At 60.0% G+C, this 15225-nt stretch carries 14 protein-coding genes; all 14 read right to left on the reverse strand.

The window, feature by feature from the left end; all coding sequences use genetic code 11:
• Positions 1-315 precede the first annotated feature (315 nt).
• The 14 genes from AC6I6H_RS17585 to mfd all read right to left on the reverse strand — a co-directional run bounded on the left by AC6I6H_RS17585 (position 316) and on the right by mfd (position 15072).
• A complete protein-coding gene (locus tag AC6I6H_RS17585) occupies positions 316-813 on the reverse strand; it encodes a S1 domain-containing RNA-binding protein (protein ID WP_497955303.1) in 498 nt (165 codons plus the stop codon).
• 131 nt (positions 814-944) lie between these two features.
• Entirely contained in the window at positions 945-1265 is a 321-nt protein-coding gene (locus AC6I6H_RS17590; RefSeq protein WP_497955304.1) for an FtsB family cell division protein, read from the reverse strand.
• A gap of 21 nt (positions 1266-1286) precedes the next feature.
• Positions 1287-1859 (reverse strand): spore cortex biosynthesis protein YabQ, encoded by a 573-nt coding sequence (yabQ, locus tag AC6I6H_RS17595; protein ID WP_497955305.1) that lies wholly within the window; start codon positions 1857-1859, stop codon positions 1287-1289.
• Positions 1856-2137, reverse strand: coding sequence for a sporulation protein YabP (yabP, locus tag AC6I6H_RS17600; RefSeq protein ID WP_497955306.1), 282 nt, complete (start codon positions 2135-2137; stop codon positions 1856-1858). The genes yabQ and yabP overlap by 4 nt, the downstream gene beginning before the upstream one ends.
• 86 nt (positions 2138-2223) lie before the next feature.
• Positions 2224-3171, reverse strand: coding sequence for a glycosyltransferase family 2 protein (locus AC6I6H_RS17605; protein ID WP_497955307.1), 948 nt, complete (start codon positions 3169-3171; stop codon positions 2224-2226).
• An 18-nt stretch (positions 3172-3189) separates the two neighbouring features.
• Positions 3190-3888 (reverse strand): class I SAM-dependent methyltransferase, encoded by a 699-nt coding sequence (locus AC6I6H_RS17610; RefSeq protein WP_497955308.1) that lies wholly within the window; start codon positions 3886-3888, stop codon positions 3190-3192.
• A gap of 88 nt (positions 3889-3976) precedes the next feature.
• A complete protein-coding gene (locus AC6I6H_RS17615) occupies positions 3977-5062 on the reverse strand; it encodes a glycosyltransferase family 2 protein (protein WP_497955347.1) in 1086 nt (361 codons plus the stop codon).
• A gap of 339 nt (positions 5063-5401) precedes the next feature.
• Entirely contained in the window at positions 5402-5659 is a 258-nt protein-coding gene (locus tag AC6I6H_RS17620) for an RNA-binding S4 domain-containing protein (RefSeq protein ID WP_497955309.1), read from the reverse strand.
• Positions 5659-5931, reverse strand: coding sequence for an HU family DNA-binding protein (locus AC6I6H_RS17625; protein ID WP_497955310.1), 273 nt, complete (start codon positions 5929-5931; stop codon positions 5659-5661). Before AC6I6H_RS17625 ends, AC6I6H_RS17620 begins: the two co-directional genes overlap by 1 nt.
• A gap of 84 nt (positions 5932-6015) precedes the next feature.
• Positions 6016-7521 (reverse strand): bifunctional methyltransferase/pyrophosphohydrolase YabN, encoded by a 1506-nt coding sequence (gene yabN / locus AC6I6H_RS17630; protein WP_497955311.1) that lies wholly within the window; start codon positions 7519-7521, stop codon positions 6016-6018.
• A gap of 301 nt (positions 7522-7822) precedes the next feature.
• Entirely contained in the window at positions 7823-9439 is a 1617-nt protein-coding gene (locus AC6I6H_RS17635; protein WP_497955312.1) for a polysaccharide biosynthesis protein, read from the reverse strand.
• Positions 9440-9601: 162 nt separating this feature from the next.
• On the reverse strand, positions 9602-10144 hold the full coding sequence (gene spoVT / locus AC6I6H_RS17640; RefSeq protein ID WP_497955313.1) for a stage V sporulation protein T: 543 nt from the start codon (positions 10142-10144) through the stop codon (positions 9602-9604).
• A 232-nt stretch (positions 10145-10376) separates the two neighbouring features.
• Positions 10377-11564, reverse strand: coding sequence for a peptidylprolyl isomerase (locus AC6I6H_RS17645; RefSeq protein WP_497955314.1), 1188 nt, complete (start codon positions 11562-11564; stop codon positions 10377-10379).
• Positions 11551-15072 carry a transcription-repair coupling factor gene (mfd, locus tag AC6I6H_RS17650; RefSeq protein ID WP_497955315.1) on the reverse strand — a complete coding sequence of 1174 codons (3522 nt, stop codon included), beginning with the start codon at positions 15070-15072 and terminating at the stop codon, positions 11551-11553. The genes AC6I6H_RS17645 and mfd overlap by 14 nt, the downstream gene beginning before the upstream one ends.
• Between the last annotated feature and the right edge of the window lie 153 nt (positions 15073-15225).

Consider the following 15225-nt stretch of genomic DNA (forward strand, 5'->3'; position numbering starts at 1 on the left):
ACGCGACTTTATTTTCATTTTCTGTGGTGCCCGCCAGGGCATGGGGCTAACGGTTGCGAGCGAGCTTATTTGCCTCGAAATATCGAATAAGGCCCTCTCCAGCGCGAAATAAGCTCCGTGGCAACCGGTTCATTTTGAAAAGCTTCGTTTTGGCGAAATAAGCCCTCTGGCAACCGTTAGCGTTTATTCGAGCGTCCTATTCGAACCTGCCGTTCAAGGCTGGTAAAAGGGACAGCCCAAGGCCAGCCGATAAACGCCTTTTTGGACATAAAAAACCGCCGCCGGTCAACCCGGCAGCGGTTCATATTCAACAAGTCAGTCCCGGCGCGCCCCTCTTCCGCCCCTCTTGCCTTCAGTATTCTTCTTGAGGGAAGAAATGCGCTCTTCGCTGTCTTTCAGGAATTTGCTCATCTTGTCTTCGAAGGACGGCTTGCCAAAACCCGGCTTGCCATAGCCTCCTTTGTTGAAAGGCCGACCGCCGCGGTCGCGGTTAAATCCGCCGCCTTCGCGTCTCTCTCCGCCGAAGCCGCCTCCCGGTCCTGTGCGAGGAGGTCGTTGCGGCATTTCCGACGCGGGCCGATCCACAGCTTGTTTGATCGACAAGCCGATCTTCCCGTCTTTGTCCACATTGATAACCTTGACGGTGACGATATCGCTGATCTTCAGGTGGTCGTTTACGTCTTTGACGTAATTATCAGCAATTTCCGAAATGTGAACAAGACCGGTGCCCCCCTCGGGAAGCTCCACAAAGGCCCCAAAGTGGGTAATTCCTGTCACCTTTCCTTGCAGTTTGGCGCCTACTTCGATGGCCATAAAATAATACGTTCCTCCTCAGAGTAATTAGAAAAACCCAAAACCTACGCAAATTATACCCGAAGGTCAACGGGAAATCAAGAAACGTCCCGTCCAGCGGATTCCGTCTTGCGGCTTGCGTTAAAAGTGCACTAATTGTTCGGCTTGACCGGCTCAAAGACGGTCTCGCCTTCCTTGGCGTAGTTCAGCTCGCTCCGGATCACTTCCTCCCGGTATTCCGGGTCGTTCATTCGCTCCAGCTCCAGCTGCATCTCGGCGTTGGCTTTTTCTTTGGCGTTTAGTTTGCTCTTCAATTCTACCAGTTGGGCGGTGTTCTCCTGCAGCTTTCCAAACTGATTCCAGGCCGTGTAAAATACCGGAACGGCAAGCACGGCCACCAGCAGCGAAGCGAGCCGCATTCGGCGCACGGACGCTTTCGAGCGTTTGGGCTGCCCGGAGGAAGACGACGGCATACGGCTGAACCTCCTGACCAATCAATCGAAAAATTTGCGAAACCAGCGGAACAACGGGCCAACGGTCCGCGCGGCAAAACGCCGCCAAGGCACCCGGCCTCCCGTGCGATTCCAAGCCCATCGGAACAGGACTCGAAAAGGGTATAGCAATTGTAGCACAATTTTTAGCAAGAACAAAGAGACTGCAGCCGCAAATTGCAGAAGAAGCAGCAGCAGCCGGTAAAGCCCCCGCAGCGGACGAACCACGGCCATATCCGCGAGGCGGCCCAGCATGCGCCACGTCCATCTTGCGCCGCGAATGCCCGCCAGCACCAGACGAACCGTCACACGGCTGAACAGCCCGTAATGCAAAAGGACCCCTGCCGCAAGACCGAGAAACACAAAAAAACGCAGCTCGCCCTCATTGCTTCCGACCAGCATGCGAAAAACGAAAACCGTAACAGCCGCCCAATACAAGAGATCCAACAAGGGAAGAAGCCGGCGGACGATCCGCAGCTGCCCAGTCAGCACGCGGTAAAAATCGTAGACGGCTCCCATGGCGATGCCGCTCGCCATCATCCACCCCATTGTCGCGAATTGAACCGAAAGCGTCATCGAAACAGTTTGCCGAGCAAACCTTTCGATTTCCCCTGGGTTCCCGCTTCCACATAGGCCAGCTCGTTCACATATCCCTCGATGGCGACAAGTCCCTGCTCGAGATTCAAGTTCTTGATATGCAGATTTTGGCCCTTGATGGTTAAAAACCCGCATTCCGTTTCCAGCAAAAACTCTTCGCTGTCAAAGCTCTCCACATTCATGACCCCCGAAATTTCCAGCGCCTTGCGGTTCAGCATGCGAATTTCCTGTCGTTTCGGCTTCCCTGGCTCCGCCATCGCTCGTCCCTCCCTTTTACCACTACCCTATGGAGAAGACGGGGATTTTAGAACAGGGAGACGGGACGGCCCTGCGGAAGCCGGGGTTATTCTTTTGTTTCGTCTGCCGGGCGCTTTCGGGGCCGGCCGCGCCCTTTGCGGCTTGCGGGCGGCACAGCCTCTACCTCCGGGTCGGCGGGTTCAGCGGAATTTGCCAAATTCGCCGGACCGGTTAGGGGAATGTAATGCCGCTCGGGAAGGAAATACGGCTCCCGCTCCGCCAAAAGGGTCGGGTTGTACCCGTAAAGGTTGAGCTCCAGAGCGGAAACCCCCGGGTTCCATTTGCCGCAAAAACGCAGGGCGTTTGGAAGGGAGGACTGCCGGTAGTTCAGCCCTTCCTCCTCAAAGGTGCCGTGCCCATAATGGTGCAGATATACATCGTTCGCCACCCAGAGGCGGTATCCCGCTATGCGGGCGCGCAGGCAATAATCGTCATCCTCGTACCCGCCCGGAAAAAACCGTTCGTCGAGCGCCCCCACGCGTTCGAGAACGGCGCGCCGCATCAGCAGGCAAAACCCGATCAGGCGGTGGGCGTAAAACCCGCTGCCGGCATGCCGCTCGCGCCAATCGGCGGCGAAGGCTTCAAGCTCGGCTTTGGTCGCGTAGGAGGGGTCCGGCACGTTTTGAATCGGAGCGACGTTGCAGGCGCGCGGTCCGGCCATGCCTACCGAAGGATCACGCTCCAGACAAGCCAGCAGCCCGTTCAGCCAATCCCGGGTCACGATCACGTCGTTGTTGAGAAGAAGCAAATACTCCCCCTCCGCGGCCCGAAGCCCCTGGTTGCAGCCTCCGGCAAACCCGGTATTCTCCGTGTTTTGGATCAGGCGGGAATGGGGCACTTCCTTCAAATACTCGGGGGTCCCGTCCGTCGAGCCGTTATCGACAAAAAGAAATTCAAACGGTACGTCCGTATGCGCAAGCACGCTTTCCACCGCTTCCCGGGTCCGGTGCAGGGCGTTCCGGGTGAGCATGATGATCGACACCAAAGGCTTCAAGGCCATCCTCCCTTTCTGCTACAGACCCGAGGTTTCCAGCACAAAGCGGATCGCGCCGTCCAGTCCGCTTCCTTCTTCATACAGCACGCCAAGTCCGTTGTTGGTGTGAAGCCGGCGGAGAACAAGCGGGAAGGACGACTCGCGCATGAAATCCTCTACGGCCGTAAGCACTCCGTTGCGCTCGCCTCCTTCGGTCTCCGCATTCGCCAGCACCGCGTTAAAGCCGCCCGATTCCGCCAGCTCCGACTGCCCGGGCACCATTCCCTTGCAGGCGTACGGCTGCCGGAAGGCTTCCGGAACGGTAGCCGGATCGTAATACATGTCCCGGCGGCCGTACGGCCATTCCGTGTCGTGCAGAATCGTAACGGGGAAGCGGCCCTGGAGAGCGGCGATCCGTCCGGCTTCGCGCAGCTCATGATAAACCGTATACCAGTTGTGATCCCCGTCAATCAGCAAAAGGTCGCAGGCATTCTGCCGGGGCAGCGCCTCCAGACTGAGCTCCCGGAGCATTTGAAAGGAATCCCCGAAAAAGCCCTCGAACGAAGCGACGTCGAATTGCGGCAGCGGGTCGATCGCGATGACTTTCGCTCCGGCCGCACGGCCGTATTCCGCCAGCTTGATTGTCGTCTTTCCCGAAAGCGCCCCGATTTCGATTATCGTGCGCGGCCGCACGGCCGCAAGCAGCGGCCGGATCGCCTTTTCCCAAAACCGATGCATGCCATCCCCTCCTTTTTCCTGCCGGCCGGACCAGGCGTCCGAGCCGCGCGCCGCGAAAACGCAGCATTTCCTTAACGGGCCGGACGCCTTATTCCTGTTCCGCCGCTCCGGGAGACGCTTCGGCGGCTGACCGTTTGGCGAAATAATCGCGGTTAAAGAGAATGGAGGGATGCGTCGGATGATAGGTGTAGGCGATCTCGTTGTGCTCGCGCGCCTTCTCGTATTGCTGAAGCCGGTCGTAGCACAGGCAAAGCTGAAGATGCGGATACCAGGTAGACGCGTAGCGGTCTACCGTACCCATCGACTCCTCCGCCGGTTCTCCGTCCCGGACGGCCTCCCCGTACCAGTACGCCGACTTCCGGTATTCCGAGAGCTCCCGGAAGTAATCGCCGAGGGCGCAGCAGATCTCCGGGCGGGGCGTGTCATAGAAAAAGGAACGGAGCAGCGACCGGACGCGCCCCTCCTGATTGCCGGTCCGGTGATAGCAGCCGGCCAGCTTCAGACAGGCCCGGATGTTATCCTCCACCCAGCCTTTCCCCGTCTCCAGAAAACGCTCATACTGCTCGGCCGCCTCGTCATAGCAGGCATGATCGCTCAATTCGTTCCCGAAATAGTACAAGTCGCGGGGGCCGAAGCTTTCTCCCGCCGCCAGCCGGTTGCGGTAAATTTTTAAATTCCGGTCGGTGTGGGGCCGTTCTTTTTTGTGTTTGATCGCCACATCGCTGTGAAAAATTCTTCCGCCGACCTCCAGGTACTCATGAACGGCCCCGATCCAGCGAAAATGCCGGTCCCGGCGGACAAGCCGGTTGCGGCGCAGGCTGGTGGTCGGGTTTCCCCGATCGTCAAAGCCCAGCTGGTACAGCATGCTGACGCTGTCCACATGGGGCAGCAGATCGTTTTTCAGTTGAAGCAGCTTGGCGCATTCGGCTTCTTCCAGGATATCGTCCGCATCCAGCCAGAGAATGTACTCCCGGGTCGCCTTCTGAAACGAAAAATTGCGCGCCGCCGCAAAATCATCAATCCATTCAAAATCGTAAACAGCAGGGGTAAAATTCAGGGCGATTTCTTTAGTGCGATCGGTCGAGCCGGTGTCGACAATGACGATTTCGTCTACCGCCTCCCGCACCGAGGACAGGCAGCGCCCCAGGCTGTCTTCCTCGTTTCGCACGATCATGCACAAGCTGATCGTTATCAAACGGATCGTTCCTCTCCTGATTTCTTGCGTCCCCGTGCTTCCCGCACGCATTCTTGCACAAAACCGGTCGTAACAGCTATATGCCTCGCGTCCGCAAGCCGTGACGACCCTTAGCCCGGAAACGAAAAATACGGCCGGAAGCCGAACGCAAAAAAGGAGCCTCCGAACCCGGAGCTCCTGAAAAAAGAAACAAGCGGCCCTTTTCCGGCAAACCGGAAAAAGACCGCAGTTTAATTTCGTTGATCTGTTGCGGCGGCGAACCGCCGGCTAAGCCGATTTCCTCGGCCGGATAGCGTGAATGATGGATGTCGTGGATGATTACTGCCGCGGTTCTTCGCGGAGCAGCGTGTACATGTCCCCGGCTTCGTCCTTGCGTACCGTTTCGGCGATCCGGTCGATGCGCACGGTGACGTTTTTCTGCCCGAACTGAATGGTCAGCTCGTCCCCGGGCTTCACCGTACTGGACGGCTTCGCCTCTTTCCCGTTGATCCATACCCGGCCCTGCTCGGACACATCCTTGGCTACGGTGCGCCGCTTGATCAGGCGGGAAACCTTCAGGAATTTGTCGACGCGCATTATTTTACGGCTTCTTTAAGCTTGTTGCCCGCTTTGAATGCCGGTACGACCGATTCCGCGATGGTGATCGTTTGGCCGGTTTGCGGGTTGCGGCCCGTCCGTCCGTTGCGTTTGCGGGTTTCGAAGGTGCCGAAGCCGATCAGTTGGACTTTTTCGCCTTGGGACAGAGCGGTGGTGACTTCACCGAAAAAGCCGTTCAGCACGGACTCGACATCTTTTTTGGACATTCCGCTTTTTTCCGCGATATTGCTAATCAAATCGGTTTTGTTCATGAATAGCAAGCCTCCTCTGAATAGTAAAACTGACAATCTTCCCTTATATTCTTTGCGTCTCCCGGAATTCCTGCTTTCTCCGCGTTATTTTTCTTGATTTTCCGGGGTTTTGGCCTCCTGCCAGTACCTCTCCATCTCGTCAATTCCAGTTTCGTCCAGTTTTCCGCCTTTTAAACGGACCGATTGCTCAATGTAACGAAACCGGCGGATAAATTTCCGGTTGGTCAGGGAAAGCGCCTCTTCCGGGTCCACCTTGAGAAAACGGGCCAGGTTGACGACGGCAAAAAGAAGATCGCCCAGCTCCTCCCGGCGTTTCGCCTCCCCGGCCGTTCCGGCCTCGTCCGCCACCTCGCGCACTTCAGCCAGCTCTTCCTCCACCTTCGCCAGCACGTCGCGGATATCCGTCCAGTCAAAGCCGACCGCCGCCGCTTTCTTTTGCAGCTTCCATGCCTTCAGAAGCCCCGGCAGGTCGCGCGGTACGCCGTCCAGCGCCGATGCCTCATCCGCCGCTTCCCCGCGGCTTTCTTTTTCGGCGCGTTTGATGTCGTTCCAGTTGGCCAGCGCTTCCGCCGCATCGGACGCCGCCCGGTCGCCAAAAACGTGGGGATGCCGGCGGATCAGCTTCTCATTCAGCGTCTGGATAACATCGTAAATGCCGAATGCGCCCGCCTCCGCCTCAATCTGGGCATGCAGCAGCACCTGCAGCAGCACGTCCCCGAGCTCCTCCCGCATATGGTCCGGGTCGTCCTCGTCAATCGTTTCCAGCACTTCATACATTTCTTCGATCAGGTTTTTGCGCAGGCTGGCATGGGTTTGCTCCCGGTCCCACGGGCATCCGCCCGGGCTGCGCAAAATCTCGACAATTTCCCGGGCGCGGGCGAACGAGCGGTTCGTCAGCTCGTCCCGCTCGGAGCGGGGGACGTAAACCAGCGTCAGGTTGCCGTACTTCTCTTCTCGGTCCAGCTCGTAAAGCGGAATGCGGCTGACCCGCTCCTCGCCGGCCACCCCAAGCGCATGACCGACCATAACCGGATAATCGTCGGGGTAGACCTCCATCAGCGCAAGCTTTGCATCGGAGGCGGTAAAGGTGTCGTACACTTGCCCGATCACCGTATGCAGCCGGGGGTTAAGCAGATCGGCCTTCAGATCGGCCGCGTCCAGCAGCTGGAACCCTTCGACCGGGTCAAAGCCGAAGCGCAGGAAGGCCTGATCCAGGAAGCTTTCGCCGCCCAGCACCGTGAGGGTAATGCCTTTCGGCGGGCAATGCTCCTGCAGAAGCCGCGTCGTCCGTTCCGCCACAAGCGGGTGGCCCGGAACGGCGTACACAATTTCGCTTTCCGGCCGGCTTTCGGCCTCCGCGATCAGCCGCCCCGCGATCTCCTCGTACACGGAAGCAAAATCGGAGGATTTTTCGTATGCGTCGTCGAACGAGCGGAAGCTTACCTTGCTTTCGGCGAGGAACCGGACCACCGGATGATCCGCGGTCCGCAGGTAAAGGGAATCCGCTTGGCGCAGCTTGTTCCAGATAGCCAGGGTCAGTTGGTTTTCGTCGCCCGAGCCAAGCCCGGCGACCGTAATGCGGGCCGTCATCGATGTACCTCCTCTGGCCTGCCGTCGGCAGGCGGAGTTTTATGTAGTCGCGCTCCGGCATACGGCGCCCGGTATAATACCGGTGCCGCCGCAGGCGGGAAAACGCGGGACAAGCGTTGAAGCGCCAGCGTGAGAACGTGTCGCGAGCCGGGAATCGGCGTGCCGGGCAAAGGCGGACCGGCCGCGCGGCGGCGGAGATACGAGTGCGTCAGCGCAGCAGTAGGCGAGGCGGGCGCGAGCGCGGGCGCAGACAGCTCAGCGGCGGGTGCGGCGGCTCGCACAGGCGGTGCGACAAGGTGCGTCAGCGCAGCAGCCGCAGCCGCTCGCAGAGCGGGATCAGCCGCCGGCCGAGAGCGGGCGCGGCCTCCAGGTCGGCGCGCGTCACGACACCGAAGCGCAGGAGCGCCGCGCCGTACGCGGCCGCGCCGGCCGCCACCGCGGCGAGCGCCGTCAGCGTTGCCGCGCCGCGGTGCGCCGGGCCGGCGGCCGGGCCCGCGAGCGCGAGCACGGCGCCGACGGCGGCGGCCATGACGGCGGCGGCGGCCAGCGGCCGGCCGAGGAAGGCGGCCGCCGGGAAGCGCACGCCCGCGAGGCGGCGGACGGCAGCGAGGCCCGCGAGGCCCGCGAGCGCGTACGCGGCCACGCTGGCGGCCGCCGCGCCGGGGATGCCGAACGCGGGCACGAGCAGCGCGTTCAGCAGCCATTTGACGCCGGCAGCGGCAAACAGGTGCAGCGCCGGACGGCGGGCGTCGCCCAGGCCGATCAGCACGCTGGCCGTCACGATCTGCAGCGTGCCGAAGGCCGAGGTGAAGGCCAGAATGGCCATCGTTCCCGTGCCTTCGCCCGTCGCAAACAGCATGGCGTTCACCGGACCGGCCGCCAACGCCAGCCCAAACGAAGCGGCGAAGCCGATCAGCCAGGCAAACCGCACGGACGTCTCCGTCCGGCGGCGGAGCAGAGCGAGATCGCCCCGCGCCCGCGCTTCCGCGATGGCCGGAACCAGCGCCGCCGCCATGGAGCTTGCAATCAGCGCAACCAGCTGCACGAGCGGCTGCGCGTGGTTGTACACGCCGACCTCGTGCAGCCGGGCCGCTTCCGCGAGACCCGCCTTCGCCAGAAGCCGGGGCAGCGTCGCGGAATCGACAAGCGTCAGCGTGGGCAGGGCGATGGAGGCGAAGCAGACCGGCAGCGCCAGCCGCACAAACCGGCGGAGGAGCGCGCCAAGCGGCTCGGCCGCTGCAGCGGAAGAATCAGCTGCCGCTGCCCCGGGAAGCGCGCCGCGGCGTTCCCTTGTCCGCCAGGCCAGCATGACCAAAAGGCCGGCCGCCGCTCCCGCCGTCGAGCCGAACGTGGCCCCGGCGGCAATGGCGTCCGGGCCGTATCCGGCGTCCATTAGCCAAAACAGCAGCGCCAGCATGGCCGCCACCCTTACCAGCTGTTCCGCCACCTGGGAGACGGCGGTCGGTACCATATCGCCCCAGCCCTGATAGTAGCCGCGCAGGGCCGCCATTACCGGGGCCAGGAGAAGCGCCCAGGAAACGCTGCGGATGGCGGGCGCCGTTTGGGCTACGCCGAGCAGCCGGGAAAGCGGGTCGGCTCCCGCGTATAGAAGGGCAAACGCCAGCACTCCCGTTCCGGCCAGCAGCACGGCCGCGACCCGCAAAATCCGGTTCGCCTCCCGCCGGTTGCCTGCGGTCGCCTGCTCGGCGACAAAAGCCGACACCGTCAGCGGCAAGCCGGCAATGGTCAGTGTTAAAATCAGGTTATACAGCGGGTAGACAATGTTGTATATGCCAAAGGCTTCTTCCCCGGCAAGGTTTTGCAGCGGGATTTTCTGCAAGGTGCCGAGCAATTTGGACACCACGGCCGCCGCGCCGAGCACAGCCGCCCCTTTCAGGTAACCCTTGCCCTGCTTCACTTGGAAACCCCTTCCGCCGTCATAGGATGCCCCTATTATAGCGCAAGTCCACAAAAAAAACTTCCGCCCCGGGCCTTGTCCGGTACGGAAGTTAGATAGGCCCCCCGGCAGGGCCGCCGCCGGCTTTCACAAGCGGCTTCGGCGGTTCCGGCGGAGGAAAGCTTACTGCTCCATCTGTTTGCCCAGAAAAGCGGCGGCGATTTCCGCCATTTTTTGTTCCATTTCGCCCAGCTGGGTGTCCCCGTCCTTGGCGACCAGGATAACGGAGCCGATAGGGTCGCCGCCCGAGATGATCGGCGAAATGACGCAGGATTGATACGTCTCCTTGCCGTCCTTGACGATCTCGTAGCTGCCCGGCTCGGTTTCGAGCACCGTCCGGCGCCCTTCCATGCTGCTTTCGACCAAGCTTCCCACCGGTTTGTCCTGGTAGTCCTTCTTCGAGCCGCCCGAAATGGCGACGATGCTGTCCCGGTCGGTGACCAGAATCAAATGGCCGGTGCTCTCAAACAGCGAGTCCGCATACTCCTTGGCAAAATCGGACAACTCCCCGATGGGCGAATATTTCTTCAGAATGACCTCTCCATCGCGGTCCACAAAAATCTCCAGCGGGTCCCCCTCGCGAATCCTGAGCGTGCGGCGGATTTCCTTTGGAATGACGACACGGCCGAGGTCGTCGATACGGCGAACGATTCCCGTTGCTTTCATTCTCCTGATGCCTCGCTTTCTTTGATGATGAAGTCACTGGAAGATAAGGTATGGTCAGTATTCTCCGTCTCCCGATCCTTATTCAGGTTTCGCGGAATAATGAATGCGGGCGGCCGGAGAAGACGAGACGGCTGTCCCCCTCATTATGCCCGAATGCTGGAAAAAGAAACGGAGCCTCCCGAAGGAGGCTCCTGGTATATGCTGGGCTTGTCCGCCCGGCGGGAAAACAGGGTTAGCTCGCCGACGGGCTTGCTTCCGGGGAAGCGGAAGCCGCCGGGCTTTCGGTTGCGGCCGGTTCGGTCGCCGCCGGTGCGCTTGCGTCAGGCGCTGTGGTGGCCGGAGCGGAAGCGGACGGAGACGGCTGCGGCAGAAGCGACGTGAATTCGTAGGAGGGGAAGTCCTTCTCGATAAACTCGGACAGCTTCTCCTGCGCTTTCGTTTCGCGGATCGCTTCCTTTTCGTCGTCGAGCGTCAGCGTTTTGCGCGAATCCACCCGCATGACATGGTAACCAAAGTCGGTTTCCACCGGCTCGCTGATGGCGTTAACCTCCAGCTCGGTCATCGCTTTCGTGAAAGGTGCGACAAACTGGCTCGTTCCGACCTGCTGGTCGGCGTAAAGCCCGCCTTCTTCCTTGGAGCCCGGATCGTCGGAATACTGCTTCGCCAGCTCGGCGAAATCGCCGCCGGCTTCCAGCTTGCCCTTGACTTCGTTGGCAAGCTTCAGCGCTTCTTCCTTGGTCCGTTTTTCTTTGCTTTCGCCCGTTTCGGTCGTTTCGCTGGTGGCGATCAGAATGTGCCGCACGTTCACGACGTCATAGTAGTTGGCGTTGGCTTTTACGTTCTCGTCATAGGCCGCTTTGAGCTCGTCGTCCGTCACTTTGCTCTGAAACTCGGTAATGACGCCGAAGGTGCTGGTCACGTAGTCCGTGATGTCCTTGATTTCCACCTTGTTTTCTTTCAGAGCGGCTTCAAAGTTCTCTTTGGTGGTGGCGTCCATGTCCTTGATCTGCTTCTCCAGCTCTTCGGCGCGTTTCTCGCCGGCTTCGCGGCTTTCCTTGGACGTGCTTTCGTCCAGAACGCGGAAAATCGCTTGCTGCTGCAAAAGCTGCTGCATGGCGTAATCCTTGTACTCGGGCGTTTGCAGCATCATGGAGAGTTGTCCGGTGCCGTCCATGATGACATTGACCCCGACAAAGGTATCGAATTCGGCTTGCGTAATGGAGCCGCCTTTGTAGGTGGCGACGATGTCTTTCGCATCTCCGGACGGAGATGCGGTGGCGCTGCCGGTGGCTCCTGCGGAAGCCGAAGGCGATGCGCTGTTATCCTTGTCACCGCAGGCGCTGAGCAGGCCCATCGCCAGGACAAGGGAAATACCCGCGGACAGGACACGTTTGCCCCGCCGTAGTTTACTTTGCTGCATTCTGTAATTCTCCTTTCAATATGCGCGCCTCCTCCAAGCGCTCCAAAAACTGCTCCAGCAGGAGGATGGGATGGCCGACCTTGTAGCCTTTGCCTTTGACTTCCATATGAATCTGCGGACCGGGTACCAGTCGAATCCGATTATCAAACCGGGCGGACAGTGCGATCAGCTTCTTGCCGTCCAGCTGGGTGTTCTGGTCGGCATGAAACTTCAGGTGGAAATCCTCCCCTTTCTGAGCGATCGACTCGATCCGGTACAAAGAACCGTAAACTTTGACTCTTGCGACCGAGAGCAGGTTTTGCACGGCGTCGGGAAGATCCCCGAAGCGGTCCACCAGTTCTTCCTGGAGATCGCCTGCTTCCTCAAGCGTCGTAATTCCGGCCACTTTCTTGTAGATCTCGATCTTTTGCATGCTGTCGTAGATATAATCAGAAGGCAGATAAGCGTCGATCTGCAGGTCCAGCTGGGTGCTGAAATCCCGAACCGGAACGGCAGTGTCCCCATCCATCTCCGCCTTGCGCTTGTTGATCTCTTCGGCCAGCATCTGGGAATACATGTCAAATCCAACGGACGCGATGAAGCCGTGCTGCTCGGCCCCGAGCAGATTTCCCGCGCCGCGAATGGACAAGTCCCTCATTGCAATTTTAAACCCTGACCCTAGTTCTGTAAACTCTTTTATGGACTGCAAGCGCTTTTCCGCCACCTCCGTCAGCACTTTATCGCGCTGATAAGTGAAGTAGGCGTAAGCGATCCGGTTGGACCGTCCGACCCGTCCGCGAAGCTGATAAAGCTGGGAAAGCCCCATCTTGTCGGCATCGTGAACGATCAGCGTATTGACGTTCGGAATGTCGACGCCGGTCTCGATAATGCTGGTGCTGACCAGCACGTCGTACTCGCCGTCAAGAAAATCGAGAATCGTCCGCTCCAGCTCCTGCTCGCCCATCTGCCCGTGCGCAAACGCGACGCGGGCGTCGGGCACGAGGGCCGCAATCTGGTCGGCCATCTGCTGAATGCCCTGAACGCGGTTGTACAGATAATAAACCTGGCCTTCCCGCGCCAGCTCCCGCTCTACCGCTTCCCGGACAAGCGCCGGGCTGTATTCCAGCACATACGTCTGCACCGGAAAACGGTTTTCCGGCGGCGTTTCGATGACGGACAGGTCGCGCACGCCGAGCATGGACATGTGCAGCGTCCGCGGAATCGGGGTCGCCGTCAGCGTCAGTACGTCGACATTGGTTTTCAGGCGCTTCAGCTTTTCCTTGTGGGAAACTCCAAAGCGCTGCTCTTCGTCGACGATCAGGAGGCCCAGGTCCTTGAACTTGATGTCGGCCGAAAGCAGGCGGTGCGTCCCGATGACGATGTCCACGCCCCCGGTTTTGATCCCCTTGATGGTTTCCGTCTGCTCCTTGCGCGAACGGAAGCGGCTCAGCACGCCGATGTTGAACGGGTAGCCGGAAAACCGCTCCCGGAACGTTTCGTAGTGCTGCTGCGCCAGAATGGTTGTGGGCACCAGCACCGCGACCTGCTTGCCGTCGATGGCGGCCTTGAACGCCGCGCGCACCGCCACCTCCGTTTTGCCGTAGCCTACGTCGCCGCAGAGCAGGCGGTCCATCGGGCGCCCTTTTTCCATGTCGGCTTTAATCTCCGTGATCGCCCGGATTTGATCCCGGGTTTCCTCGTAGGGAAACATCGCTTCAAACTCGTTCTGATAGGCGGAATCGCGGGAAAAAGAATAGCCGGACGTCTGCTGCCGCTCGGCATACAGCTTGATCAGGTCGTCCGCAATGTCCTTGACGGAGGAACGGACCTTGGTTTTCACCTTGTTCCATTCGTTGCCGCCCAGCTTGTATACCTTCGGCTCCTTGTCTTCCGAACCGACGTATTTCTGAATCAGCTCGATCTGGTCGATCGGCACGGATAGCTTGTCGCCGCCCGCATAGAGAATATGCAGATAATCCTTGTGAATGCCGCCGACTTCCAGCGTTCCGATACCGATATACTTCCCTATGCCGTGGTTGACATGCACCACGTAATCGCCGACCTTCAGCTCTTGATAGCTTTTGATCCGTTCGGCGTTCTCGATCTTCTTGTCCACCCGGCGAGCCTTCCGCTGCTTCTGGGAGAACATTTCCCCTTCGGTGATGACAACCAGCTTGACCGACGGCAGCTCAAAGCCGGATTGCAGGCTTCCGTCCAGAAGCTCCGGCTCCTCGATCTTGTAATCGGCCAGCACGCGCCGCACCCGTTCTTTGCGTTCGCTGCCTTCGGCCAGCAGGATGACCCGCGCGCCGGATTTCTTCCAGCGCTCCATTTCGGATTTGAGCAGGTTCATCTGGCCGTGGAAGCTCTGCATCGTGCGGCAGGTAAAATTCACGATGTTTTGCGGCTGCGTCTGGGGCACCTGACGGAGAAAAAGCGACACATAGACCGTCGGAAACGGCTTGCGGTGCAGCAGCGAGTCGTACGGCTTCGAGAGGGTCAGTGCGGGCAGCGATTTGCCGTCCTGGAGCAGCCCCGTCATCCATTCGCCTTCGTCCCGCTCCAGCTGCTTGGAGGTTTCCATGATGCGCACCGGCTCGTCGATCAGCAGCAGCGTATCTTTCGCCGCGTAATCCAGCAGCGTTTGCCGTTCGGGATACAAAAGAGAAATATATTTCGAGACGCCGGCGAACGACGCGCCTTGCTCCAGACGGCGGATTTCCTCGCCGATGGTTTCCCGCAGCTTGGATTTCGCCTGTCGGTCGGTCATTTTGGCCAGCTGCGCCTCCAGAAGATTGGCCGCATGGTCAGCCGCCCGCTGAAAGCGCTTCAGTTCGCCCATAACCTCCTTCGCCGGAGGAATGGTCAGCTCCGGGACCCGTTCTATGGAACGCTGCGACTCCGGATCAAAGGTGCGGATCGAGTCGATTTCCACATCAAAAAGCTCAATCCGGTAAGGGGCCTGCGCCGTGAGCGGGTAGATATCGACAATGCCGCCCCGCACGCTCATCTCGCCTTTTTTCTCGACCCGTTCGGCTCTCTCGTAGCCCAGCTCGGTCAAACGACGCAGAAAATCGTCGAGGACGAGCTCCTCCCCTTCCCGGACCGCCAGCTGGGACTGCTGAAAAACATCCCGGTCGGGCAAAAGCCGACGAAGACCGGCATAAGGGGTGATGACAACGCCCCGGTAACCGGCCGCCAGCCGGGAAAGCGCTTCGATCCGCTGCGCCATCGTTTCCGGACTGGCGATGGCGGCCTCGGCCGCAAGCATTTCCTGGGCAGGATAAAGCAGCACCTGGTCCGCGGACAAGCATTCTATCAAATCTTCCGCTATTTTCTGAGCGGCGAACATATTGTGCGTCACGACCAGAATCGGCCGGTCGGTTTTCTCCAGCAGCGCGGCGATCATCACCTGCCGGGACGAGCCGGCGAGTCCGGCCACCAGCTGCTCGCGCAGTCCGGACCGGACGCCGTCCGCCACGGCCTGAAAATCGCTGTCCGCCGAAAATGCGGCGATCAATTCCCGCATACGTGCACCTCCAGATTTACATACCGGCGCATCAAAAGAACCCCCAATCCGAGGCGCCCCGCCTGTCGGCGAAGCGTTCCATGGGGGATGACGGCGTTCCGGTTTACCCTTCCTTACCGGCGGCCGCAAAAGACCGCCTAAAAAACAAGAAAC

Source organism: Gorillibacterium sp. sgz306347 (assembly GCF_059735245.1).